We start from the raw sequence: 22,373 nt of genomic DNA on the forward strand, positions 1-22,373 counted from the left end.
CTTTCTCCGCGCAGGGTAGGTCATGCTCGCGCCCGCTTCCGCGGGACGGGGCAACTGTCGACGGTGCGCAGCCGGGATCGCAGCGCGAACCCCAGCAGGACCAGCGATCCGACCGCCAGGACGGGTTGGATCGGGGCGAACCACGTCACCGCTCCGCTGGTGCCCAGCGCGACCACGACGAGCTTGTTGCAGGTGGGGCATCCCACCGCGAGGAAGGAGAGGACGCCGCCGAGGAGGCTGCGTCGCTGGTTGCCGTCCGAGCGGGAGCTCGTGCCCGTCCCCGAACTCGTGTAGGTGGCGACCAGCATCCCGGACAGGACCGCGGAAGCGATCCACACCGGGTAGCTCCACCACGGTGCGGGGATCATCCGCACGAAGAGTGGGTTGGGGATGAGATCGGCCACGACTCCCATGCCGATTCCGACGACGAGCGAGACGGCCGCGGCGACCGCCCACCGGCGCGCGCTCCAGTTGCGCATGGTTGCTCACCTTTCCCGCGGGGGCTCAGCTGACGGTGCGGGACATACTACTATGCTAAATAGTAGTACTACTACGTCTTCTAGGATTTACCTGCGATCGTTGGGAGCGAGGGAATGGCATCGGTGGGCGGAAAGCGATCGTCCTGGCTCGTGTGGGTGTTCGCCGCGGTGGGCGTGCTCGCCGTCGTGGCGCTGGTCTGGGGCGCTTTCGCCGGTCAGCAGTCCGACCAGCAGGGCGGCCAGCAGCAACAAGCCCGGTCCCAGCAGGCGCAAGCCGCCGAGCAGCTCGAATCCCTGCAGCGGCGCGAGCCGGGAGACCCCCTGGCGAAGGGGAGTCCGGAGGCCCCCGTGGTGATGATCAAGTACGAGGACTTCCGCTGCCCGTACTGCGCGAAAGCCGCCACCGACATCGAACCGGAACTGGTCAAGCGCTACGTCGACGACGGGACGCTGCGCATCGAGTGGCGCGACTTCCCCATCTTCGGTGAGCAGTCCTACGCGATGGCCAGGGCCGGCCGCGCCGCGGCCGAGCAGGGCAAGTTCTGGCAGTTCCACGACGCGGCCTACGAGATCGGCGCGCGCGAAGGCCAGGGCCACCCCGACTTCCCCGCTGAGCGCATCCGGGAAGTGGCCCGCAACGCCGGTGTTCCGGACATGGAGCAGTTCAACGCCACGCGCAACAGTCCCGAGGTCATGCAGGCCATCGATCGCGATCTTCGCGAGGGCCAGCGGATCGGGGTGACGAGCACGCCCACGTTCGTGATCAACGGGCAGGCGATCCTGGGCGCGCAACCCAAGGAGCAGTTCATCGAGGTGATCGAAGCGGAGAAGGAGAAGGCATGAACATCGGGTACCTGGGCGCGTTGCTCGGCGGTGTGCTGTCCCTGCTGAGCCCCTGCTCGGCACTGCTGGTGCCGGCCTTCTTCGCCTACGCGTTCGCCGACCGGGTGCGGCTGCTGATGCGCACCGTCTTCTTCTACTTCGGGCTGGCGACCACGCTGGTCCCGATGGGGGTGGCCGCGGGTTCGATCGGTGCGGTGCTCAACGAGCACCGCGATGTCGTCGTGCTGATCGGCGGCCTGCTCATGATCGGCCTGGGCATCGCGCAGATCTTCGGGTTCGGTTTCGGGTCGAACGCGGCTCAGCGGCTCAGCGGTCGGATCAAGATCTCGTCCGGCGTGTCGGTGTACCTGCTGGGTACGGTGTACGGACTCGCGGGGTTCTGCGCCGGCCCGCTGCTGGGCGCCGTGCTGTCGATGGCGATGACCGGCTCCAGCCCCGCTTACGGCGGGATCCTGCTGGCGATCTACGCGCTGGGCATGGCGGTGCCGCTGTTCGTCATCGCCGCCCTGTGGGACCGGTTCGACCTGGGGAGGCGCTCGTGGCTGCGCGGACGTGCGCTCAACTTGGGCGTCGTCCGGGTGCACAGCACGACGCTGATCGCCGGACTGGTGTTCATCGCGCTGGGCTTCGTCTTCATCCTCACCGACGGCACCGGTTCGTTGGGCGGCGTCGTCGGCATGGACGCGCAGTTCGCCCTGCAGGCCTGGGTGCAGCAAGGCGCGGGTCTGGTCTCGGACCAGGCGGTCGTGCTGGGCCTGCTGCTGGTCGCCGCGATGATCGCTGGTGCCTGGGCTCTGCGCAGGGCGCGCCGCGCCCGTCGTGCGCAGGCCGCGGCGGACAGCGCCGAGGACGCCGAGGACGCGACCGCCACCTCGGCCGCGGAGGAACAGTGACGTGCCCGCGGAGCTCTGGGCTCGCTGCCGCGCAGCTCCGGCGGAAGCCGGTGCCGATCCGCGGGCGTCGCGGTCTCGTGACCTCGCGCTCGCCGTTTCGCCTCGCCCGTGCGGAATACCCCCCGGGGTAGGTTACGTTGGGACCGGGCGAAAGGAGATGGTTGCCGTGGAGATGAAACCGGAGATGGTCGGTGACGCGCTGACCCGGCTGCGCCGGGCGCAGGGTCAGCTGAGCGGTGTGGTCGAGGCCATCGAGGAAGGTGGGGACTGCGCTGAGGTGCTCACCCAACTGGCCGCCGTTTCCCGTGCTCTTGATCGTGCGGGGTTCAAGATCGTCGCCAGCGGCATGCGGCACTGCCAGCAGGCGCGGGAGGAGGGTGACGAGCCACCGATGACCGAGCAGGAGCTGGAACGGCTGTTCCTCTCCTTGGCCTGAGCGCGGTGCTCCAGCTCCCGGCAGGAGGTGTGCGGTGAATACGTACCCCGGGGGGTTGAGGCAGCGTGGACGGCGTCGGCGTGGCGCCGCGGATCGGAACCGGATGTGGGATCGAGAGGAGTGACCGGCTGTGACGACGAGTGCTGCCAAGAGGGAGGACCACCTGGCCGGTGGGCTGACCGTCGAGGTGATCGAGACCTCCTCGCTGGGCGATCGCAGCTACCTGGCCAGTGACGGGGACGTGGCCGTGGTGGTGGACCCGCAGCGGGACGTGGACCGGGTGATCGCGCTCGCCGGGCAGCTGGGCGTGCGCATCGTCCTGGTGCTGGAGACGCACGTGCACAACGACTACGTCTCCGGCGGACTGGACCTGGCCCGGTTGACCGGTGCCGACTACGGGTTGGCGGCCGCGGACGACGTGTCGTTCGACCGGCGTCCGCTGTCCGAGGGCGACGTGCTCGAACCGTCGTCGCACATGCGGGTGCGAGCCGTGGCCACCCCGGGGCACACGTTCAACCACCTGTCCTACGTGCTGGAAGGTGACAGCGGACCGGTGGGCGTGTTCACCGGCGGATCGCTGCTCTTCGGCACGACGGGGCGCACCGACCTGGTGGACGAGCAGTACACCGAAGAGCTGGCCCGGCACCAGCACGCCTCCGCGCAGAAGTTGGCGTCGGTCCTGCCCGACGGCGCGCAGATCTGGCCGACCCACGGCTTCGGCAGCTTCTGCTCGGCGACGCAGGCCTCGGGCGACTCGGCGACGCTGGGCGAGCAGAAGGCGAGCAACCCGGCGTTGACGTTGGCCGAAGGCGACTTCGTCGAGCAGACGCTGTCCGGACTGGACGTCTACCCGGCCTACTACGCGCACATGGGAGTGCTGAACACCGCGGGACCGGAGCCGCTCAACCTGCGCGAACCGGCCCGCGCCGAACCGGAAGAGCTGCGGCGTCGGCTGGAGCGCGGCGAGTGGGTGGTCGACCTGCGCTCGCGCAAGGCCTACGTGGTCTCGCACCTGGCCGGCACGGTCGCTCTCGGCCTGGACGGACCGATGGTGACCTGGCTGGGTTGGATGATCGACTGGGGCGCCCCGCTCACGCTGCTGGGCGAGTCCAGGGAGCAGGTCGCTGAAGCCCAGCGGGAGCTGGGGCGGATCGGCATCGACGAGTTCGCCGCGGCCGCGGTGGGCACCCCGGACCAGCTGGCGGTCGAGCGCGGCCAGCTGCGCAGCACTCCGACAGCCACGTTCGCGGACCTGGCCGCGGCGCTGACCGGCACCACCGACGGGCCCTCCGCACCGGACGTCGTGCTGGATGTGCGCACCAACGAGGAGTTCGCCACCTCGCACGTCACCGACGCGGTGCACATCCCGCTCTACGAGGTCGAAGACCGGCTCGGCGAAGTCCCCGCCGGGACGGTGTGGGTGCACTGCGGCAGCGGCTACCGCGCCGCCGCAGCCGCCTCCCTGCTGGAAAGCGCCGGACGCGAACCGGTGCTCATCGACGACCACTACAGCGCCGCCGCAGGAGCCGGCGTGCCCCTGGTGCGCGGGAGCTGAGCCGACGTCTGCAACCGCCAGCGGAGGGTCACCCCGCGCGCACCGCGATCCCCGCCTCGTCGCCGTTGCCGCCACCGCCGACCCGTCCGCGCCCGGCTGAGGGCGGCGTGCGGCGGCGGAGCGAATCCACGGTTGTGGAGCGGGAACGGTCAGTCCGATGTGGAGGCGGAACCGTACCGGGCCACGGCACTCACGATCAGTTCCCAGAACCGGTCGACGTCGAGCTGCAGTGCCACGTCGACGTTGGGTTCGCGACCGGTGCGGCCATCGAGGTCGACCGCGGTCGCCCCGACCGTCCACTGAGCACTGCACTCGACCTCGACGTTGACCCGCACGCACTGCACGAGCGTCGGATCGACGACACGCACCAGGGCGACCGGATCGTGCAGCGGCGGAGCGGTGAATCCGAACAGCTCCCGGTAGGTCGAGGCGAAGAACGTCAGCAATTCGGCGGTGACCGCGCCCAACGGCGTGTTCAGCTCGCGCAGGGCGGTCACCACGGGTGCCGTGGCCAGGGCCTGGTGCGTCACGTCCAGTCCGCACATCGTCACCGGCAGGCCGGAACGCAGAACGATGTGCAGCGCCTCCGGGTCCACGGCGGCGTTGAACTCGGCGAACGGGCCGACGTTGCCGCGGCCGGTGGACCCGCCCATCCACGAGATCTCCCGGACGTTCTCGGCCATCTCGGGGTGCGCGGTCAACAGGGCGGCCACGTTCGTCAGCGGACCGGTCGCGACCAGTGCCACGGGTTCGGTCGCGGCGCTCAGCGTCCGCCTGAGCAGGTCCACGGCGCCGAGGTCGATCGGCCGCACCACGGGATCGGCCCAGGCCGGCCCGTCGAGACCGGATTCGCCGTGCACGTCCTCGGCGACTCGCAGGGGGCGGACGAGCGGTCGAGCAGCTCCGGCGGCCACGGGCACGCTCGTCAGGCCCGCCGCGGACAGCACTCGGCACGCGTTGCGGGTGGTCTTGTCCACCGTCTGGTTGCCGGCCACCGTCGTCACCGCCAGCAGCTCGACCACCTCCGAAGCGCCGGCCACCAGCAGGGCGAACGCGTCGTCGTGTCCGGGATCGCAGTCCAGCACCAGGGGAATCCGGTTCGTCAACGCAGCTCCTCCCAATCGGTCGCGCCGGAACGGCTCCGGCTCGTGAGTTGACGTGGCGACGTTGCCACCTCAGTAGCGCGTGGGGCCGCGTCTGCGCCCGGGGGCGGTCAGCGCGCAGGCCGTGTCGGTGCGCGGGCCAGGTCGGCGTGTGCGGCTCAGGAGGGCCGGATCGACGCTCCGGGCGCGTGCAGCACCGCCGCTGCCGCGGCGTGGCCCGCTTCGCAGGCGGCTGCCAGGTCGCCGCGGGTGAGGAACTCCGCCAGGAATCCGGCGGCGAACGCGTCTCCCGCCCCCGTCAGGTCGCGCACGTTGCGGACCGGGGCGACGGGGACCTGCACGGGTCGGTCACCCGGAACGAACACCGTGCTCGGCCGGTCGCCGTCCTTGACGATCGCGGTGGTCTGCGGGACCGCGGCCAGCCCCGGGCCGGGATCGTTGTCGTGCGCGAGTTCCAGGAGGTCGGCTTCGTCGCGGTTGGCGAACAGCAGCGCCGGTGCGAGTTCGGAGATCAGGTCGAGGAACTGGTGCTGACCGTACCGGCGCAGCATCCCCGTCGACGACGCGTCCACCGACACGGTGGCGTCCTGCCGGTGCATCCGCCGCGCGAGCCCGCGGGCAGTGCCGGCCATCGGCTCGGCGGCGAAGCAGTAAGCCGGCAGGTGCAGGTGCGTGAGATCGCTGGTCCACGCCTCGTCGAGGTTCTCGACCATCGACGCGGCCCCGCGATCGGGGAACATGCTGCGCTCGCCCCGGTCGTCGATGAGGACGACGACGGTGCGGGTGCGGCCCCGGCGCTGCACCCGGACGTCCACGCCGGCGGCCGCCAGGTCGGCGACGAGCGCATCACCGACCGCGTCGGGACCGACGCAGCCCAGGAAACGGGTCGGGTGCCGCGAAGCGGCGAACGCGGCGACGTTCGCGCCGCTGCCTCCCCGCCCGCGGTTCAGGGAGACCTCGGTGTCGGTGCCTTCCTGCGCGGGCTCGGCCAACCAGACCACGACGTCCTCGACGAGATCACCCAGCACGCCGAGCATGTTGCCCTCCTCCGCGGTCGGCGAGCGAGCGCGCGATGTCGGCGCCGACCGCGACGTTGTTGCGGTAGACCGCGATGTTGACCTCCAGGCTGCGCCCGCCGGAGGCGCGCTGGAGGTAGTCGAGCAGGAACGGTGTGGTGTCCTGCCCGGTGACTTGCTCGCGCTCCGCGGCCGCCCACGCCTCGGCCAGCAACGTCTCGTGCAGGTCCGGCGGCAGTTGCTCCGCCACCGGAACGGGGTTGGCCACCAGCACCGCCGAAGGCAGCCCCAGCGACCTGTGGGCGGAGAGCACGGCAGCGGCCTCGTCCGGCCCGTCCACGGAACGTCCGATCTCGTGGCCGGAATCGGCGACGTAGAAGCCGGGAAAGCGCGTCGTGCGGTATCCCACGACGGGAACGTTCAACGTCTCCAACCGTTCCAACGTCGCCGCGATGTCGAGAATGGACTTCGCCCCGGCGCTGACGACGGCGACCGGGGTCGAGGCGAGCGTGACCAGATCGGCCGACTCGTCGAAGCTCGTGCCCGCTCCGCGGTGCACGCCGCCGATCCCGCCGGTGGCGAACACGGAAATGCCCGCGCGGTGGGCGAGGACCGATGTCGCGGCGACCGTGGTGCCGCCACCGAGCCCCTTGGCCGCGACCACCGGCAGGTCGCGCGCTCACCTTGGCGGGAGACCCCATCGCACCCAGGTGCTCGATCTCCTCCTCGGACAGGCCCACGGTGGCGACTCCACCGAGGACCCCGACCGTGGCCGGAACGACTCCGGAATCCCGCAGCTGCCGCTCGGCCGCACGGGCCACTTCCACGTTGCGGGGGTGCGGCAGCCCGTGCGTGAAGATCGTCGACTCGAGGGCGACCACCGGTCGTCCCGCTTCCAGGGCCGAGCGCACTTCGGTGGACACGGACACGGCTGCAGGCGGTGTGGCGGTCGACATGGCGCTCCAGCAGATCTGCGGTTCTGTTGCGGTGATGCTAGGCCACCGGAGGAGCGTGACCAACCAACGATCGCGCGTCGGTTGGTAGCTTGAAGCCGTTCCTCCCTGCTCGCGGGCGGCCGCGCGTTCGGCCTGGTTCCGGAGTCGACCGCGCAGCGTCTCTCCTCGGTGCCACCGCCGTGCCGTTGACGGGCCTGACCACCCCCGCCGATGTCGGTGGTCTGCATGCGGCGGGCCCGCGATCGCTGGTCGCGGCTCTTCTCGGTCTCGTCCATCGGGTGGGCGCGGAACTGGACGGCACCTGATCAGGCCGGGTCCCGTTCCGGCGCGCGAGGATGACTGGTCGAGCGGTCCTGCGGCGATGTCGATGCAGTGGGCTCCACCAGGCTTCGCCAGCGCGCCCACGTGCTCCGCAGGGTCTCCTCGGCGGTGTGGGCGTGCTGCGCGAGTGTCCGTGCGAGCGCTCCGGGACCGGCGATGAGGGTTTCCCCGGAGGTGATCAGTTCGGTCGGGGTGACCCCGAGCAGCGCGACCGTGGTCAGCGCACGGGCGTCTCCGAGCAGGCCGGGGGCTGCCCGCAGTTCGGGCGAGTGCAGGTCGAGTTCTTCGACCAGGAGCTCGCGGTGAGCTCGGGTGGCGCGCAGTTGCGCGTGCAGGCGCCCCCCGTCTTCGCCGCTGCGGCCGAGCACCAGTGTTTCGGAGATCAGGACCCGCGCGTCGTCGTCGAGGACGAGTTCGGTCCGGCGCTGCACGTCGGCGCCGTCGGAGACCACGAAGGGCGCGGCGTGCCAGATCAGCGATCCGCCGGCTGCGATGTGCGCGCTGGCCCTCCAGCGCGCGTGACCGCCCCGGGCGTCGTAGGCGACCACGCCGGAGGGTTCGACGAGTTCGAGGTGCGCACCGCTGCCCACTTCGATGTCGAGTTGCACGTCGTCGCCGGCGAGCAGCGTGGCGCACACGCCGACGAGGGCGATGCGCGCGCACGGACCTTCGATGTCGAGCAGGAGAGGGCGCAGGTAGCTCCCTCCCCGCAGGACCGCGGCCCGCGCGGCGCCATCGACGAGGTCGATCGACACTGTTGCCATCGTGGTCTCACCCGTGCTGGTGGGTGTGCGGTGCCATCGGTCCCGGGTCCGCGGCAGTGCGCTCGCCGCTGCGGTGCTCGGAGGCGATCCTGTGCACCCACGTGCGCAGTTCGCCGGTCGCCACCGGGTCCACTCGGGACAGCGCCAGGGTTGGCAGGCCGGACCGCACCGTGCGTGCGTCGGCGACCATCCTGGGCACGTCCACGCCCACGTGCGGGGCGAGGTCGGTTTTGTTGATCACGAGCAGGTCGGCGCGTTCGATGCCGGGCCCGCCCTTGCGGGCGACGTCTCCGCCACCGGCCACGTCGATGCAGAAGAGCTGGGCGTCGACGAGGGCGGGGCTGAAGGTCGCTGTGAGGTTGTCGCCACCGCTTTCGATGAGGACGAGGTCCAGCGGAGCGAACCGCCGTTCGAGGTCCTCCGCGGCGATGAGGTTGGCGGTGACGTCGTCGCGGATCGCCGTGTGCGGGCAGGCGCCGGTTTCCACGGCGCGGATCCGTTCCACCGGGAGGACGCCGGCAGCGCGGAGCATGCGCGCGTCCTCGTCGGTGTAGATGTCGTTGGTGACCACGGCCAAGTCCATTTCGGACGAAAGCTGCTGGCACAGCGTGCCGATCAGGGTGCTCTTCCCGGTACCGACGGGCCCGGCGATTCCCAGTCGCAGCGGCCGGGGGGTGGCGTTGTCGCGGTGCTCGTGCTCAAGCAACGAAGATCCTCCTCGCGCGGGTGGTGTGCTGCAGCGCCCAGTGCTCGACCAGCGGGGCGGTGACAGCCGGCAGGTCGGTGGGGGCGGTGGTGGTGACGGCCCGGTCGATCGATTCCTGGACGACGTCCGCGGCCTCGCAGACCCAGCGAGCGGTGTCGGCCGGGTCCACGGGCAGCAGTTTCAGTGCCGCTGCGGCCACGGTCTGGGCGTCCTCGTACAGGCAGGCCCGGGCGACTTGCCGTTCCGCCAGCCCCATCGCCGCGGCCACCGCCCCCAGCGCTACGGGACGTTGGGGGCGTGGACCGAGCTCGTCCAGTGCGACCACCGCCGGGTGCTCGGGCCACAGCCGTGCGGCCAACCGCGCCAGCCCGCGTCCGAGCAGACCGGAGGATTCGCGCATCGGCTCGGTCGGCGTGCGCGCGAGCAGTGCGTCGTGGACGGCGACGAGCCGGACCGGTCGGGTACGGCTGGCGCGCAGGGCCAGCACCGATGCCGCGGCGTCGACCAGGGCCACCGAGCGCAGCCGGGCGCGGAGGTACTCGGGAACCTCCGCACCGTCCAGGCCCGCTGCCAGCGCGGGTTCGAGACCGGCCGAGTGCGCGTGCCCACCGGTGGGCAGGCGGGCATCGGCGAGGAGCAGGACGCCCAGGTCCGGGTCCACTGGTCTCTCCCTCAGAAGAACGTGTAGCGCTGGCCCAACGGCACCGTCTCGACGGGGTTCGGGCGGACGCGTTCACCGTCGATGCTGATCGCGAAGGTTTCCGGGTCCACGTCGAGGCGGGGCAGCGCGGTGTTGTTCGGCATGTCGTGCTTGGTGACCTCCCGAGTGGGGCGCACCGCGGCGAGCCTGCGCCGCAGGCCGAGCTTGTCGGCCAGGCCGTCGTCCAACGCGGACTGGGCCACGAAGCTCACCGACAGGTGCGGCGCGGAGGACGGTCCCTGCGGCAAGGCTGGGCGCATGACGACCGGCTGAGGCGTCGGGATCGTCGCGTTGGGGTCGCCGAGCGCGCCCCACACCGCAGCGCCTCCCTTGATCACGGTGAAGGGGCGGATGCCGAAGAAGGCCGGATCCCACAGGACGAAGTCGGCCAGCTTGCCGGGCTCGACCGAACCGACTTCGTGGTCGATGCCGTGCGCGACCGCGGGGCAGATCGAATACTTGGCGACGTAGCGGCGGGCGCGCTCGTTGTCCGCGGGTAGCGACGAGTCCAGAGAGCCGCGTTGGGCCTTCATCACGTGCGCGACCTGCCACGTGCGGCACACCAGCTCGCCGATGCGGCCCATGGCCTGCGCGTCGGAGGAGGTGATCGACATCGCCCCGATGTCCTGCAGGATGTCCTCGGCGGCCATCGTCGTCGGCCGGATGCGCGATTCGGCGAACGCGAGGTCTTCGGGGACCTGCGGATTCAGGTGGTGGCACACCAGCAGCATGTCCAGGTGCTCGGTGGCGGTGTTGACCGTGTGCGGCAGGGTCGGGTTCGTCGAGGCCGGCAGCACGTTGGGTTCTCCGGCGACGACGATGATGTCGGGTGCGTGCCCGCCACCGGCGCCTTCGGAGTGGAACGCGTGGATGCCCCGGCCGCCGATCGCGTCGAGCGTGTGCTGCACGTAGCCCGTCTCGTTGAGGCTGTCCGCGTGCAGGGCCACTTGCAGGCCGAAGTCGTCGGCGGCGCGCAGGGACGCGTCGACGGCTGCCGGGGTCGCGCCCCAGTCCTCGTGCACCTTGTAACCGCCGGCCCCGGCCAACGCCTGCTCGGCGAGGCCGTCCGCGCTGACCGTGCTGCCCTTGCCGAAGAGGATGATGTTCAGCGGCAGGTGGTCGAGGGCGCGGTGCATCATCGTCAACGACCACGCGCCCGGCGTCACGGTCGTGGCCTTGGAACCTTCGGTGGGGCCGGTGCCGCCGCCCACGAGGGTCGTGGTTCCCGTGGCGAGGGCCTCGGCCATCTCGATCTCGGTGAGGAAGTGCACGTGGGTGTCGATCGCGCCCGGGGTCAGGAGCTTGCGATCACCGGCGATGACATCGGTGCTCGGACCGATGCGCAGATCCGGGTGCACGTCATCCATGACGTCCGGGTTGCCCGACTTGCCCACGGCGACGACGCGTCCGTCGCGGACGCCGACGTCGCCGCGCACGACACCCCAGTGGTCGAGCACGATCACGTTGGTGATGACCAGGTCGAGCGCGCCCTCCGAGCGCGTGGTCACGCCTTGCGCCCCCGACTCGCGGATGCTCTTGCCGCCGCCGAAAACGGCCTCGTCGCCGCCGGCGCAGAAGTCCTGCTCGACCTCGATCCACAGGTCGGTGTCGCCGAGTCGCACCTGGTCGCCAGTCGTCGGTCCGTACAGCTTGGCGTACTCACGACGGTTGATCTGGCTCACTGGTCCTCCTCGTGTCGCTGCTGGTGAGGTTCCTCGTCGTGCTCGTCACGCGCGGCCTCCTCGGTGACCCTCGCCCGGGCCGGGGGCGAGGCGGTGGTGGGCGCGGCGGGTTCGGAACCCGGCGTGCCGAACGGGACGACCTTCTTCGGCTCGCGCACGTGCTTCGGCATTTCCCGTTCGTGGACCTGCAAGCCCGGCACGTGCCGGCTCCCGCCGAGCGCGACCAGCTCGACCGTCCGGCTCACACCCGGTTCGAAGCGCACCGAGGTCCCGGCAGGAGCGTCGAGCCGGAACCCCCGCACCGCCTCCCGGTCGAAGTTCAAGGCCGGATTGGCATCGGGGAAGTGCAGGTGAGCCCCGACCTGGATCGGGCGGTCCCCGTCGTTGACGACCAGAAGCGTGCGCCGCTCACGGCCGGCGTTGAGCGTGAGCGGGGTTTCGCGGACGCGTACTTCGCCGGGGATCATGCGATCGGCTCCGTGATCGTGACGAGCTTGCGACCGTCCGGGAACGTCGCCTCCACCTGCACGTCCGAGAGCATTTCCGGAACTCCCTCCATGACGTCGCCGCGCGCGAGAACGCGCCGCCCCTCGCTCATGAGGTCGTCGACGGTGGATCCTTCGCGCGCGCGTTCCATCGCCCAGCACGACAACAGGGCCACCGCCTCCGGGTGATTGAGACGGACGCCCCGGTCGCGTCGATCCCGAGCGATCATGCCCGCAACGCTCAACAGCAACTTCTCCGTGTCGGACGGAGTGAGATTCATGAGAGCACCTCACATCGCTGAGTCGTTCATGAGCGACTGTAAGCCTTCCCCGGATCGCCCGCACACCGAGGCGGAACTCGGACCTCGTCCTCCGGAGAATCGTTGGAACAACTGGTCAAAGTCGATTTTTCAGCGGCGTTGCGGGCCGTTTTCAGCGCGCGTGCGCGCGCCGCGAATGAGGAGCGGGCGGAAAAATTGGTGGTTCTCAACACACGTGGCCGAAAAAAGATGAGGGTGCAGCGGTGCGCGCGGTGGTGCCGCGCACTCCGTCGCCGCGACGACGACAACCAGTTCTTCCCCGGCTTCCGGAAGAATTCGAACCGATTGCCCGCTTCCGGTTCAGGAAATTCGGACCGCTGCGTTCTGCTCCGCAGCTTCTGCGGTGCTCGGATCTGTGCGTTGGTGGTCCGGGTTCAGCAGGCCGCTTCGCCCGGTGGTCGCCAGGTGCATCGCCTCGGGAGGTCGTGCCGGGGTGAGCTGGCGGACCTGCGACCGCGTCCCCGTCGAGGCGCAGTGGTACCGGACGTTCGCGGAGCACGCCGCTCCGTCCAGTGGGCGTGCGGGCGTTCATTCGGCCGCGCGTCCGTTGAGGACGGTTCGGAGCCGGACCGCCACCTGCAGGTCGGCGAGCTTCTCGGGATCCGTGACGTCGCGGCCCAGGCATTCGGACAGCTTGTCGAGCCGCTGGTACAGGGTTTGCCTGCGCACGTGCAACCGTTGCGCGGCCCGGGTCTTGTTGGCCGCGCAGTCGAAGAAGACCTGCAGCGTGTGCAGCAGGCGCTGTCTGGTTCCGTGCGGTTCGTGCAGCAGCCCGCCGAGCTGTTCGCGGACGAACCGGTGCAGGGCATCGTCGGCGTTGAGCTGGTGCACGAGCCTGTGCAGCGACCACGTGGCGGCGTCGACGACTCCACCGGCATCCGTTTCCGCGGGGCCCAGCCGCAGGCAGCGACGTGCCTCGGTCACTGCGTGCGGGAGTTCCCCGCTGCCGGTGACGAGCGGACCGACGCCGATGGTCGAACGCTCGGCGGTGAGATCGCCGACCTGATGCAGGTCGTCGACGAGGGATTGCCGGCAGCGCTCGGGGTGCTGCGGTTCGAGGGCGACGAGACCGAGGAATTCGTGGTCGTCGATGTGGCCGAGCGTCTTCCGCCCGTTGCGCTGCAGAACCTGTTCCAGGGCTCCGGACAAGCCCGGTTCCGCGTGCGCGGCGATGACGGCGACGAACGCGTCGGTGCTGGTCAACCCCGCGCTCGTGAGCAAGTCATCAAGATCATCGGTGTGAGCGGCGGGGTCCTGCAGGCGCTGGAACAGGGCACGGGCTGCACGTGCACCGGGCGTGGGCGGCTGCGCACGCAGCAGAGCGAGCCCGAAGGCTTGCGGCGCGCGATCGAGAGCCGCTTCGAGCGCCGCGGGCTCGGTCTCCGGCGCGGGGTGCACGTCGAGGTAGGCGGTGGTCACGCAGTGCACGGTGATGGGTGCGCGGTGCGGCTCGTTCCCGTCGGGGGAGCCCGGCTCGTGATGGGGTGCTGTTGCGAGCGCTTCCCCGGACCGGTCGCGGATCGTGATCCAGGCGCCGGTGCTGTCCGCGAGCGTGTCGGTGAGCTGCTGCAGATCGGCCCCGGAAGTCAGCTGCGTCGACAGCGCATCGGAGAGCGAGTCGGCGAGGCGGAGCCGCTGCACGGATTCGTTGATCAGCAGGCCGTTGATGCTCTCTGTGATCTCCACGAACGGGACTGGGCGTGTGAGCTGGATCAAGGGGAAGCGCTGTTCGCGGCACTCGTCGATCAAGGCCTCGGGCAGATCGAGACCGGTGGTGGCCGTCTCGACGGCGAGCGCGGTTACACCGTGCGCGGCCAGTTCGCGGACGTAGGCGCGCTGGCGGGGCGGATCGGTCTCCGAGAGCACGACTCCGCCGGTGAGCAGCAGTTCACCACCGCGCAGCAGCGGAGCGATGTCGACGACTTCGCTGGAATGGATCCACCGCACGGCACGCGAGCCGTGGGCCGCTTCGGTCAGAAGCGTGGGTTCTCCACGCAGCACGCTGGGATGGCGCAGAACAGTGTCGAGCGTCATAGACATGACGATATGTCCAATGACTGTCGGATATTGATTGACGAAATGTACCTTGTTTCCTCTCCCCAGCGCCACAAGCATGGGCGGGCGACAGCAGCCCGAGTGGAAGCGAGTACCGATGACGAGCGCTACGTCGGAGGATGCTGCGGCAGATGATCTAGAAGACTCTCTGCAGCCGATACCGGAGCGAGCACGCACGACCAGGGTCTCCGGCCAGTTCTGGATCTGGGCGGGGGCGAACATCGCGCCGATCAACTGGGTGCTGGGCGCTCTCGGTATCCAGCTGGGGCTGGGGCTGTCCGACACGTTGATCGTGCTCATCGCCGGCAACTTCATCGGGATGTCCCTGTTCGGTCTGTTCGTGCTGCTCGGCCAGCGCACTGGCGTGACCGGCATGGTGCTGTCCCGGGCCGCTTTCGGGCGCCGCGGCGCGTACCTGCCGGCGATGATCCAGGCACTGCTCGCCGTGGGATGGTGCGCCGTCAACACGTGGATCATCCTGGACCTCGTCATGGCGTTGTTCGGCGAGCTCGGGCTGGTCGACCCGGTTGCCGAGAACTACGTCGCCAAGATCGCCGTGGCCGCGGTGATCATGGCTGTGCAGGTGGTGATCTCCTGGATCGGCTACCGCGCCATCTCCGCCTTCGAGCGCTGGACCGTGCCACCGACGATCGCGGTGCTGCTGCTCATGTCCCTGGTGGCGTGGACGCAGCTGGACATCGACTGGAGCTACGCGGGCCCTCCGGGCGAGGTGTTGACCGGTGTCGAGCGGCTCAGCGTGATGACCGCTGTGATGACTGCCATCGGCATCGGCTGGGGCATCACCTGGTTCACCTATGCCGCGGACTACTCGCGGTTCGTCAGCACCGCGGTGCCGCGCCGCAGGCTCTACCTCGCCAGCACGCTGGGCCAGTTCCTGCCCGTTGTCTGGCTCGGAGTCCTCGGCGCGTCGCTGGCCACCGAGAACGGCCAAGCCGATCCGGGCCGCCTGATCGTCGACAACTACGGTTCGCTGGCCGTGCCGGTGCTGTTCCTCGTGGTGCACGGGCCGATCGCCACGAACATCCTCAACATCTACACCTTCGGCGTCGCCACGCAAGCTCTGGACATCAAGGCCTCCCGCCGGAAACTGAGCCTGCTGGTGGGCGTGTTCTCGATGGTGTGCGTGGCGCTGTTCGTCTTCCACGGCGAATTCGCCGCCGTGCTGGACTCCTGGCTCGGCTCCCTGGTGGCCTGGATCGCCTCGTGGGCCGGCATCATGCTCGTGCACTTCTTCGGACTCGAGCGCGACAACCGGCACGTGGAACGGTTGTTCGCCCCCGTCGACAGCGACCGGCTTCCGGACGTCAACTGGGCCGCTATCGTCTCCTTCGGCGCGGGCGTGGTCGCCACCTGGTTGTTCATGCACGGCGTGCTGGACATCTTCCAGGGTCCCGTCGCCGGGGCCATGGGCGGTATCGACCTGTCCTGGTTGGCCGGCGGACTGGTCTCGGCGGCCCTCTACGCCTCGCTGGGTCGGCGGGTGCATCGCAACTACCTCGGTGAGCGCGACTCCGGCACAGCGTCCGGGGCTCGCAGCCCCGCCCTTTCCTGATCGTGTTATTCCGATGTGGAACGAGGTCGAACATGTCCGAAAATCCCGGTGGTTTCCCGTGGAAGCACGGCGTGCAGGCAGCCGCGGCACTGACCTTCGACGTGGACGGCGAGTCGTGCGTGCTGGTGCAGGACCCGCAGTCGGTGGAGCGCATGTCGCTGATGGGACACCAGTCCTACGGCCCCCGCGTGGGCGTGCCGCGCCTGCTGCGCGTGCTGCGCCGGCAGGACGTGCGGGCGACCTTCTTCGTGCCCGGCTACACGGCCGAGTGCTATCCGGGCACGGTGCGAGCCATCATCGACGACGGTCACGAAGTGGCGCACCACGGTTACGTGCACGAGGCCATGCGGGGGTTGGACGAGAAGGCGGAGGCCGAATACCTGGATCGAGGTCTCGAGGCGCTGGAGCGGGTCGCCGGCGTGCGGCCGATCGGCTACCGGGCGCCCTGGTGGGAGATGAACTGGCACACTCCGCGACTGCTGGCCGAGCGCGGCTTCACCTACGACTCCAGCCTGCTCGACGACGACGTGCCGTACCTGATGGCCACCGCGGGCCCAGGATCGACGAGCTTGGTCGAGATCCCGGTGGACTGGGCGCTCGATGACTGGGAGCAGTTCGCGTTCTACCCAGGTTGGACGGGCAGCGGCGTTATCGAGAGTCCGGAGAAGGCCCTGCAGATGTGGTCGCTGGAAGCCAGGACACGCCACGCCGAGGGCGGCTGCTTCGTGCTGACCACTCACCCGTTCTTATCCGGGCGCCCCGCCAAGGCGGACATGCTCGAACGGTTGCTGGAGCTGCTCCGCTCGCTCGACGGGATGTGGGTGACCTCGCTCGGCGAGATCGCCGCGCACGCGCAACCGGTGTGCGGACCCGCCCGAGTGCACGAGCGGCTTGTCGACGTGCCGGTGTGAGCGGGTGGTGGGGCCGCGGGTCAGGGGTGCGGCGGCACGCTCGTGCCGCCGCACCTGCTCGCGCCGAGACGGGCCGACACCTCGGCGGCGGTTTCGCGCACGATTCCGGCCAGCTGGGCGCGCAGTTCGGGCGAGATGCGGAAACTGGGAGCTGACAGCAGCAGGGCGGCCACGAGGTGGCCGCGGTGGTCGCGCACGGGTGCGCTGATACCGACTTCTTCTACGTGGGTCTCACCCGCGTTGACGGCCACTTCGGAACTTCGCACGGCGGCGAGCCGTTCGATGTAGGAGTCCACATCGGACTCGTCGTGGTGGGTGGAGCGCATCAACCCCCGCTCCAGCAGGTCCCGCGCGCGTCCTTCCGGCAGTTCGGAGAGGAACACCTGCACCGAAGCACTGGCCGAAGTGGTGTAGCGGGTCCCGATGGGGGTGGTGTGCTTGACCTGGTTCGGGCTGGCGACCTGCTCGACCGAGACGGACTCGTGGCCGCTCCACACGACCAGGGCGCTCGTCTCACCGGTGCGCTCGGTGAGGCGTTCCAGGGAGGAGTAGGCCAGGCGGCGCACGTCGAGGTTGGCCAGCAGGGGACCGGTGATGCCGATCAGTCCCAGACCGAGCCGGAAGAGCCCGCTCTCCGAGTCGCGCAGCACCAGGTCCATCTGTTCGAGCTGGTGCAGTAGCCGGGAGACCGTGCTCTTGTGCAGGTCCACTCTGCGGGCGATCTCGGTGACTCCCAGCGCCGGCTCGTCCACGGAGAACGCGTGCAGGATGCGAACGCCGTTGCGCAGCATCGAGGAAGGGTTCCTGGACTCCTGCCGCTCGAGCTCGTCGTTGTCGGTCATGGTCGCGTTGCTCCTGCGCCACCGCACATCGCACCGACCGCGAGGGCGCCGGTCTCCGTCCCGGACGAGGGGGTGGAGACCGGCGCGACCCGCGGACCGCCGTCAGGCGGGGAGGATGTTGTGGTCGGGTCCGTAGGGGAAGTTGGTGATGTTCTCAGCACCGTTCTCGGTGACCACGAGGATGTCATGTTCGCGGTACCCGCCGGCTCCGGGCTGCCCCTCCGGAATCGTGATCATCGGTTCCATGGACACCACCATGCCGGGTTCGAGGACGGTGGTGATGTCCTCGCGCAGCTCGAGGCCGGCTTCCCGGCCGTAGTAGTGCGACAGCACGCCGAAGGAGTGGCCGTAGCCGAAGGTCCGGTTGGCGAGCAGCCCTTCGGCGTCGTAGATCTCGTTCAGCTCGGCGGCGATGTCGGCGCAGACCGCACCGGGGCGGATGAGTTCCAGACCCCGTTCGTGCACGGCGGTGTTGACCCGCCAGTACCGCAGCTGGGCTTCCGTCGGTTCGCCGTACACGAGGGTGCGTTCCAGAGCGGTGTAGTACCCCGCGATCATGGGGAAGCAGTTCAGGCTGAGGATGTCACCGCGCTGGACCTGCCGTGCGGTGGGCCAGTTGTGGGCGCCGTCGGTGTTGACGCCGGACTGGAACCACACCCACGTGTCGCGCAGCTCCGCGTCGGGGTAAGTCCGCGCGATCTCCCGCACCATCGCCCGGGTGCCCGCGAGGGCGACCTCGTACTCGGGGGATCCCTCGGTGATGGCCTCGGTCACGGCGGCACCGCCCAGGTCGGCGATGCGCGCCCCCTGCTTGATCAGGGCGATCTCCTCGTCGGACTTGATCATGCGCTGCGCCATGGTGACCGCCGAGATGTCGACGAGCTCGAATCCCGGCAGTGCCTCGGCGAGTTGGCTGCGCAGCATCGGCGTGACGTCGTCGTCCTCGACACCGAGGCGCCCCCGGTTGACTCCGGCGTCGGCGAGCACGCTGGCGATGGCGTGCTGGTAGTTGTCGCGCTGCCAGTCGGTGTAGACGATGTTGTCGCCGAAGCTGCGCCGCCACGGTTGGCCGGCGTCGATGTTGGCCGAGACGGTCACGTGGCTGTTCTGCGTGACCACCAGCGCGTAGTTGCGACCGAAGGCGGTGTAGAGGAAGTCGCTGTAGTAGTTGATGTTGTGGTAGCTCGTGAACACCACCGCGTCCACACCGGATTCGGACATCTGCTTGCGCAGTGCTGTCGTGCGCCGCTGCATCTCCGCTTCGGAGAACGTCGGCACGACTCGCTGTCCGTTGTGGATGTTCTTGAGGCGTTCCATGCTCATCGGACGGATCCTTTCTCGTGATCGGCGTTGTGCGGAACGGCATCCGGCAGCGGCCCTGCGGGACCGGGTCCGGAAGAACTGCGAAGTGCGGCGAGCATGACCAGCGCCGCGGCGAGTCCGGCGGCCGCGAGGTACCCGGCAGGAGCGACCGGGTGCCCGCTCGCTTGGATCAAGGACGTGGCCACGAACGGCGCCGTCCCGCCGAAGAGCGCGTTGGCGGTGTTGAAGCTGAACGCGAAGCCGCTGTAGCGGACCTGCGTCGGGAACAGCTCGGCGAGGAAGGCGGGGAGCGTGCCGTCGTTCGTGGTGAGCACGATCCCGAGCGCCGCGTGGATGAGTACAACGCCGATCAGGCCGCTGGCCCCGAGCAGGAGGAACGCCGGGATCGTCAGCACGGCGAACAGCGCGCCGGCGGTGGTGAGCATCGTCGTGCGGCCGATCCGATCGGACAGGCGTCCCATCGCGAACACCGCGGCGATGTAGACGAGGAGCGTGATGCTGGTCGACGCGAACGAGCCCGTCTCACCCAGACCGAGCTCGTTGGACAGGTAGGTCGGCATGTAGCTGAGGAGCATGTAGAACCCGACCGCGTTGAGACTGGTCACGCCGAAAGCGGTCAGGAGGCGGCGCTTGTTGTGTGCGAAGGTCTGCTTCAGCGGGGCCTGCGTTGCGGACTGCTGCTGCTCCAGCTCCCGGTACTCGGGCGTGTCCTCGAGCTTGATCCGGATGTAGCGGCCGATCAAACCCAGCGGTGCGGCCAGCAGGAACGGAACGCGCCATCCCCACGAGGACATCGCGTCCTCGGACAGGGTCGATGTCAGCAGGGTGACGACGAGCGAGCCGAGCAGGAGTCCGGCGGCGGTGCTGGCCGGGACGACGCTGGTGTAGAGGCCCCTGCGGTTCCGCGGTGCGTACTCGAAGAGGAATGCCGCCGCTCCTGCGTATTCGCCCGCTGCCGAGAACCCCTGTACGAGCCGGGTGAGCAGCAGCAACACGGGTGCGGTGATACCGACCTGGGCGTAGCCGGGCAGCAGCGCGATCACGAAGGTCGCTGCGGACATGATCAAGATGGACAGCGACAGCGCGGTGCGCCGGCCGACCCGGTCGCCGAAGTGCCCCCAGAACAGGCCGCCGACGGGGCGGATGACGAACGATAGCGCGAAAACGCCGAACGTGGCCAGCAGTCCTGCGGTGGCGGAGCTCTCGGGGAAGAAGACACCGGCGATCGTGGTGGCGAGGTAGCCGTAGACGGCGTAGTCGAACCACTCGACGAGGTTGCCGATGAAGCTCGCGCTCACGACGCGGCGCATCGTCGCCGGCGCCGGGGTACGAGGAGAGTGGTCGGGATCAGCAGCCGAGGAAGGCATGTAACCCACCCCCGAGCGGGTCGAGCCGACGCCGCAGAAGCGGGTCAGCGGGTTCGCTGTTCACCGGAGATCTACCGGAATTACTACAACAACGTTGCATTGAATGGAACGTAAACAGTCTCCGTGGTCGTGTCAACTCCGCCCGGTTCCGTGCTCGGCTACCAATAAGTTCGGTGTGATAAAGAAATCGGTGCTACTGCGATGGGTCTTGGCGTTCGGCGGAGGTGAGTTGCGAAAGCGCATGTTCACAACTATGTTGCACCAGCAGCAACAACATGGTATGATATGGGTCACTTTTCGCTGGGGCGTTCGGCCGAGCCGCTGCCGGAGCGGGCAGTGAGCGGGTGTCTCCGCGATGAAGCTCCTGCCCCCGGTCATCGCCGTTCACCGCGGCGGATCGTCCCTTTCACGCGGCTCAGCAGCACGAGGCCTGGATAGAATCCCGGACACGGGGAGGCCGCGCGTGAGGGGAGATCCCCGTGGACACGCCGATGAAGGCGAAGACGCTGGTCGTGGCCTTGGCGGTGTTCTTCCTCGTGGTCTACCCGGCCAACGTCGAGTTCGCGTCCTGGACCCCCGCCGACGTGCCGGCCGATTGGCGCGGTTGGCGCGCCCGCTGGGAATACGGGCACATCACCGGTGCCGCCTTGCAGTTCCTCGTGCTGACGTTGCTGCTGCTTCCGCTGCTGCGCACGAGCGCTGGGGCTTCCGCTGAGACCGGGTACCGAGACACGGCGCAGCACACCCGCTGATGAAACCGTGCCGTTCCCGTCGCCGACCCCCGTTTCGCGCGCACGGCAACGGCGCCCTTACTCGAGCAGCGCAGGACCCCGCTCGTGCGAGCGGTACTGCCTGCGCGAACACCGCGCACCGGTCGTCATGCGGAAGAGCGCACGACGAGTTCCGGGGCGATGGCGATGCGTTGCGACGGTGCGGAGCTGCCGGAGAGCTGAGATTTGAGAACGCGGACGGCTTCGGCCGCCATCTGTTCCTGCGGTTGGCGCACGGTCGTCAACGGTGGCTGCGTCAGCTCGGCGAACGGAATGTCATCGAATCCCGTCACCCGGACATCGTCCGGCACGCGTATGCCGCGCCGCGCCAGCGCTTCCAGCGCGCCCAGCGCGATCGTGTCGTTGCCGCAGACGATCGCGCCGGGAAGCGCGGCATCGTCGTCGGTCAGGCGCTCGACAGCGCGCTGCCCCCACTCCTTGCTGAACTCCCCGAGTAACACCGCTGCCGTGGAACCCGTCCAGCGCAGGACTGATCGCCGGTAGCCGTCGAGCCGTGCTTGCGCGGCGGAATCCGTGGGTTCGGCGCCGGCGAACGCGATCCCGCTCGCCCCGAGCTCGCCGAGGTGATCGATGATGCGCGACATGCCCACCTCGTTGTCCACACCGACCCAGGAGCCGGTGCAGTCGTCCACGCGCAGGTCGAGCTGCACGGTGGGCACCCGCTCGGCGGCCGCGTTCACGGCGGCCGCGCTGCGCTGCTGGTGGCAGGGGACCATGATCAGCGCGTCCACGCGCCGGTCGAGCAGGGCGCGCACCCGGTGCCCCTCGGTCTCGGGGTCGTAGTGGGAGTTGCTGAGCAGGAGACCGCGCTGACCGCCGTGCAGTTGTCGCTCGACGGCTTCGACCAGTGTCGCGAAGAACGGGTTCGAGATCCTGGGGACGAGCATGCCGATGGTGTGCGTGGTCTTGCTGCGCAACGACGCGGCCACGGCGTTGGGCTCGAAGTCGAGTTCGGCGGCCGCCGAGAGCACTCGTTCGCGGTTCTCCGCGCGCACTCCCCGCTGCCCGGACAGAGCCCGCGAAGCGGTCGCCACCGAGAGCCGGGCGCGGGCCGCTACGTCGTGAATTGTGACTTCCGCTCGTCGAACCATAGATTCCGGTAATCGGTTTCCGTTCGGGTGCAGCTTAGTCGAAGCCGTCCGGGAGTGCCACTCGGGTGACGGCCTCCGGTGCGCACGAGTACCGGCCGCACTGAGGGCTTGACAGGACTCACCTCCCAAGCCAGTGTATCCGTCTGCGGAAACCGATTACA

Annotated in this window: 21 protein-coding genes and 1 pseudogene; 7 read left to right on the plus strand and 15 right to left on the minus strand. The window is 69.4% G+C overall.

The window, feature by feature from the left end; translation table 11 throughout:
- Positions 1–20: 20 nt before the first annotated feature.
- Positions 21–479, minus strand: coding sequence for a hypothetical protein (locus tag ACVGV2_RS08815; protein ID WP_459165558.1), 459 nt, complete (start codon positions 477–479; stop codon positions 21–23).
- A 123-nt stretch (positions 480–602) separates the two neighbouring features.
- Between ACVGV2_RS08815 and ACVGV2_RS08820 the strand changes: the two genes are divergently transcribed.
- From ACVGV2_RS08820 to ACVGV2_RS08835, 4 genes are all read left to right on the plus strand, one after another.
- A complete protein-coding gene (locus ACVGV2_RS08820; RefSeq protein WP_459165559.1) occupies positions 603–1,322 on the plus strand; it encodes a DsbA family protein in 720 nt (239 codons plus the stop codon).
- Positions 1,319–2,215, plus strand: a complete 897-nt coding sequence (locus ACVGV2_RS08825) for a cytochrome c biogenesis CcdA family protein (protein ID WP_459165560.1) — start codon at positions 1,319–1,321, stop codon at positions 2,213–2,215. The genes ACVGV2_RS08820 and ACVGV2_RS08825 overlap by 4 nt, the downstream gene beginning before the upstream one ends.
- Before the next feature lie 166 nt (positions 2,216–2,381).
- The gene (locus ACVGV2_RS08830) at positions 2,382–2,651 is read left to right on the plus strand and encodes a metal-sensitive transcriptional regulator (RefSeq protein ID WP_459165561.1); all 270 of its coding nucleotides are present in this window, start codon (positions 2,382–2,384) and stop codon (positions 2,649–2,651) included.
- A gap of 130 nt (positions 2,652–2,781) precedes the next feature.
- Positions 2,782–4,206 carry an MBL fold metallo-hydrolase gene (locus tag ACVGV2_RS08835; RefSeq protein WP_459165562.1) on the plus strand — a complete coding sequence of 475 codons (1,425 nt, stop codon included), beginning with the start codon at positions 2,782–2,784 and terminating at the stop codon, positions 4,204–4,206.
- Positions 4,207–4,355: 149 nt separating this feature from the next.
- Here ACVGV2_RS08835 and ACVGV2_RS08840 read toward each other — a convergent pair whose 3' ends face one another.
- From ACVGV2_RS08840 to ACVGV2_RS08885, 10 genes and pseudogenes are all read right to left on the minus strand, one after another.
- On the minus strand, positions 4,356–5,312 hold the full coding sequence (locus tag ACVGV2_RS08840; RefSeq protein ID WP_459165563.1) for a nucleoside hydrolase: 957 nt from the start codon (positions 5,310–5,312) through the stop codon (positions 4,356–4,358).
- 155 nt (positions 5,313–5,467) lie between these two features.
- Positions 5,468–6,346, minus strand: a complete 879-nt coding sequence (locus ACVGV2_RS08845; RefSeq protein WP_459165564.1) for a carbohydrate kinase family protein — start codon at positions 6,344–6,346, stop codon at positions 5,468–5,470.
- Positions 6,327–7,281, minus strand: a pseudogene (locus ACVGV2_RS08850) (pseudouridine-5'-phosphate glycosidase). Before ACVGV2_RS08850 ends, ACVGV2_RS08845 begins: the two are co-directional and overlap by 20 nt.
- Positions 7,282–7,586: 305 nt before the next feature.
- The gene (locus ACVGV2_RS08855) at positions 7,587–8,366 is read right to left on the minus strand and encodes an urease accessory protein UreD (RefSeq protein WP_459165565.1); all 780 of its coding nucleotides are present in this window, start codon (positions 8,364–8,366) and stop codon (positions 7,587–7,589) included.
- Between the two features lie 7 nt (positions 8,367–8,373).
- A complete protein-coding gene (gene ureG, locus ACVGV2_RS08860; RefSeq protein ID WP_459165566.1) occupies positions 8,374–9,072 on the minus strand; it encodes an urease accessory protein UreG in 699 nt (232 codons plus the stop codon).
- A complete protein-coding gene (locus tag ACVGV2_RS08865) occupies positions 9,065–9,733 on the minus strand; it encodes an urease accessory protein UreF (protein ID WP_459165567.1) in 669 nt (222 codons plus the stop codon). The genes ureG and ACVGV2_RS08865 overlap by 8 nt, the downstream gene beginning before the upstream one ends.
- A gap of 11 nt (positions 9,734–9,744) precedes the next feature.
- Positions 9,745–11,454 (minus strand): urease subunit alpha, encoded by a 1,710-nt coding sequence (locus ACVGV2_RS08870; RefSeq protein ID WP_459165568.1) that lies wholly within the window; start codon positions 11,452–11,454, stop codon positions 9,745–9,747.
- Entirely contained in the window at positions 11,451–11,921 is a 471-nt protein-coding gene (locus ACVGV2_RS08875; protein ID WP_459165569.1) for an urease subunit beta, read from the minus strand. Before ACVGV2_RS08875 ends, ACVGV2_RS08870 begins: the two co-directional genes overlap by 4 nt.
- Positions 11,918–12,220 carry an urease subunit gamma gene (locus ACVGV2_RS08880; RefSeq protein WP_459165570.1) on the minus strand — a complete coding sequence of 101 codons (303 nt, stop codon included), beginning with the start codon at positions 12,218–12,220 and terminating at the stop codon, positions 11,918–11,920. The genes ACVGV2_RS08875 and ACVGV2_RS08880 overlap by 4 nt, the downstream gene beginning before the upstream one ends.
- A 567-nt stretch (positions 12,221–12,787) precedes the next feature.
- Positions 12,788–14,293 carry a PucR family transcriptional regulator gene (locus tag ACVGV2_RS08885; protein WP_459165571.1) on the minus strand — a complete coding sequence of 502 codons (1,506 nt, stop codon included), beginning with the start codon at positions 14,291–14,293 and terminating at the stop codon, positions 12,788–12,790.
- A gap of 118 nt (positions 14,294–14,411) precedes the next feature.
- Here ACVGV2_RS08885 and ACVGV2_RS08890 point away from each other — a divergent pair, with 118 nt between their 5' ends.
- Positions 14,412–15,887 carry a purine-cytosine permease family protein gene (locus ACVGV2_RS08890; protein WP_459165572.1) on the plus strand — a complete coding sequence of 492 codons (1,476 nt, stop codon included), beginning with the start codon at positions 14,412–14,414 and terminating at the stop codon, positions 15,885–15,887.
- A 32-nt stretch (positions 15,888–15,919) separates the two neighbouring features.
- Positions 15,920–16,798 (plus strand): polysaccharide deacetylase family protein, encoded by an 879-nt coding sequence (locus ACVGV2_RS08895; RefSeq protein WP_459165573.1) that lies wholly within the window; start codon positions 15,920–15,922, stop codon positions 16,796–16,798.
- Between the two features lie 20 nt (positions 16,799–16,818).
- Here ACVGV2_RS08895 and ACVGV2_RS08900 read toward each other — a convergent pair whose 3' ends face one another.
- From ACVGV2_RS08900 to ACVGV2_RS08910, 3 genes are all read right to left on the minus strand, one after another.
- Positions 16,819–17,640, minus strand: coding sequence for an IclR family transcriptional regulator (locus tag ACVGV2_RS08900; protein ID WP_459165574.1), 822 nt, complete (start codon positions 17,638–17,640; stop codon positions 16,819–16,821).
- A 102-nt stretch (positions 17,641–17,742) separates the two neighbouring features.
- Complete coding sequence (locus ACVGV2_RS08905; RefSeq protein WP_459165575.1) at positions 17,743–18,963, minus strand: M24 family metallopeptidase; 1,221 nt, start codon at positions 18,961–18,963, stop codon at positions 17,743–17,745.
- The gene (locus ACVGV2_RS08910) at positions 18,960–20,330 is read right to left on the minus strand and encodes an MFS transporter (RefSeq protein WP_459165576.1); all 1,371 of its coding nucleotides are present in this window, start codon (positions 20,328–20,330) and stop codon (positions 18,960–18,962) included. The genes ACVGV2_RS08905 and ACVGV2_RS08910 overlap by 4 nt, the downstream gene beginning before the upstream one ends.
- A gap of 479 nt (positions 20,331–20,809) precedes the next feature.
- On the opposite strand from ACVGV2_RS08910, the gene ACVGV2_RS08915 reads away from it, so the two are divergent.
- Entirely contained in the window at positions 20,810–21,082 is a 273-nt protein-coding gene (locus ACVGV2_RS08915; RefSeq protein WP_459165577.1) for a hypothetical protein, read from the plus strand.
- Between the two features lie 125 nt (positions 21,083–21,207).
- Here the strand turns inward: ACVGV2_RS08915 and ACVGV2_RS08920 are convergent, their stop codons facing one another.
- Complete coding sequence (locus tag ACVGV2_RS08920; protein ID WP_459165578.1) at positions 21,208–22,212, minus strand: LacI family DNA-binding transcriptional regulator; 1,005 nt, start codon at positions 22,210–22,212, stop codon at positions 21,208–21,210.
- Positions 22,213–22,373 lie beyond the last annotated feature (161 nt).

The sequence above is a fragment of the Bounagaea algeriensis genome (assembly GCF_054491375.1).

Coding starts and splice junctions, on each gene's coding strand:
- ACVGV2_RS08815 (WP_459165558.1), bottom strand. CDS start 479: ATGCGCAACTGGAGCGCGCGCCGGTGGGCGGTCGCCGCGGCCGTCTCG.
- ACVGV2_RS08825 (WP_459165560.1), top strand. CDS start 1,319: ATGAACATCGGGTACCTGGGCGCGTTGCTCGGCGGTGTGCTGTCCCTG.
- ACVGV2_RS08845 (WP_459165564.1), bottom strand. CDS start 6,346: ATGCTCGGCGTGCTGGGTGATCTCGTCGAGGACGTCGTGGTCTGGTTG.
- ACVGV2_RS08855 (WP_459165565.1), bottom strand. CDS start 8,366: ATGGCAACAGTGTCGATCGACCTCGTCGATGGCGCCGCGCGGGCCGCG.
- ACVGV2_RS08875 (WP_459165569.1), bottom strand. CDS start 11,921: ATGATCCCCGGCGAAGTACGCGTCCGCGAAACCCCGCTCACGCTCAAC.
- ACVGV2_RS08880 (WP_459165570.1), bottom strand. CDS start 12,220: ATGAATCTCACTCCGTCCGACACGGAGAAGTTGCTGTTGAGCGTTGCG.
- ACVGV2_RS08885 (WP_459165571.1), bottom strand. CDS start 14,293: ATGACGCTCGACACTGTTCTGCGCCATCCCAGCGTGCTGCGTGGAGAA.
- ACVGV2_RS08890 (WP_459165572.1), top strand. CDS start 14,412: ATGACGAGCGCTACGTCGGAGGATGCTGCGGCAGATGATCTAGAAGAC.
- ACVGV2_RS08895 (WP_459165573.1), top strand. CDS start 15,920: ATGTCCGAAAATCCCGGTGGTTTCCCGTGGAAGCACGGCGTGCAGGCA.
- ACVGV2_RS08900 (WP_459165574.1), bottom strand. CDS start 17,640: ATGACCGACAACGACGAGCTCGAGCGGCAGGAGTCCAGGAACCCTTCC.
- ACVGV2_RS08905 (WP_459165575.1), bottom strand. CDS start 18,963: ATGAGCATGGAACGCCTCAAGAACATCCACAACGGACAGCGAGTCGTG.
- ACVGV2_RS08910 (WP_459165576.1), bottom strand. CDS start 20,330: ATGCCTTCCTCGGCTGCTGATCCCGACCACTCTCCTCGTACCCCGGCG.
- ACVGV2_RS08920 (WP_459165578.1), bottom strand. CDS start 22,212: ATGGTTCGACGAGCGGAAGTCACAATTCACGACGTAGCGGCCCGCGCC.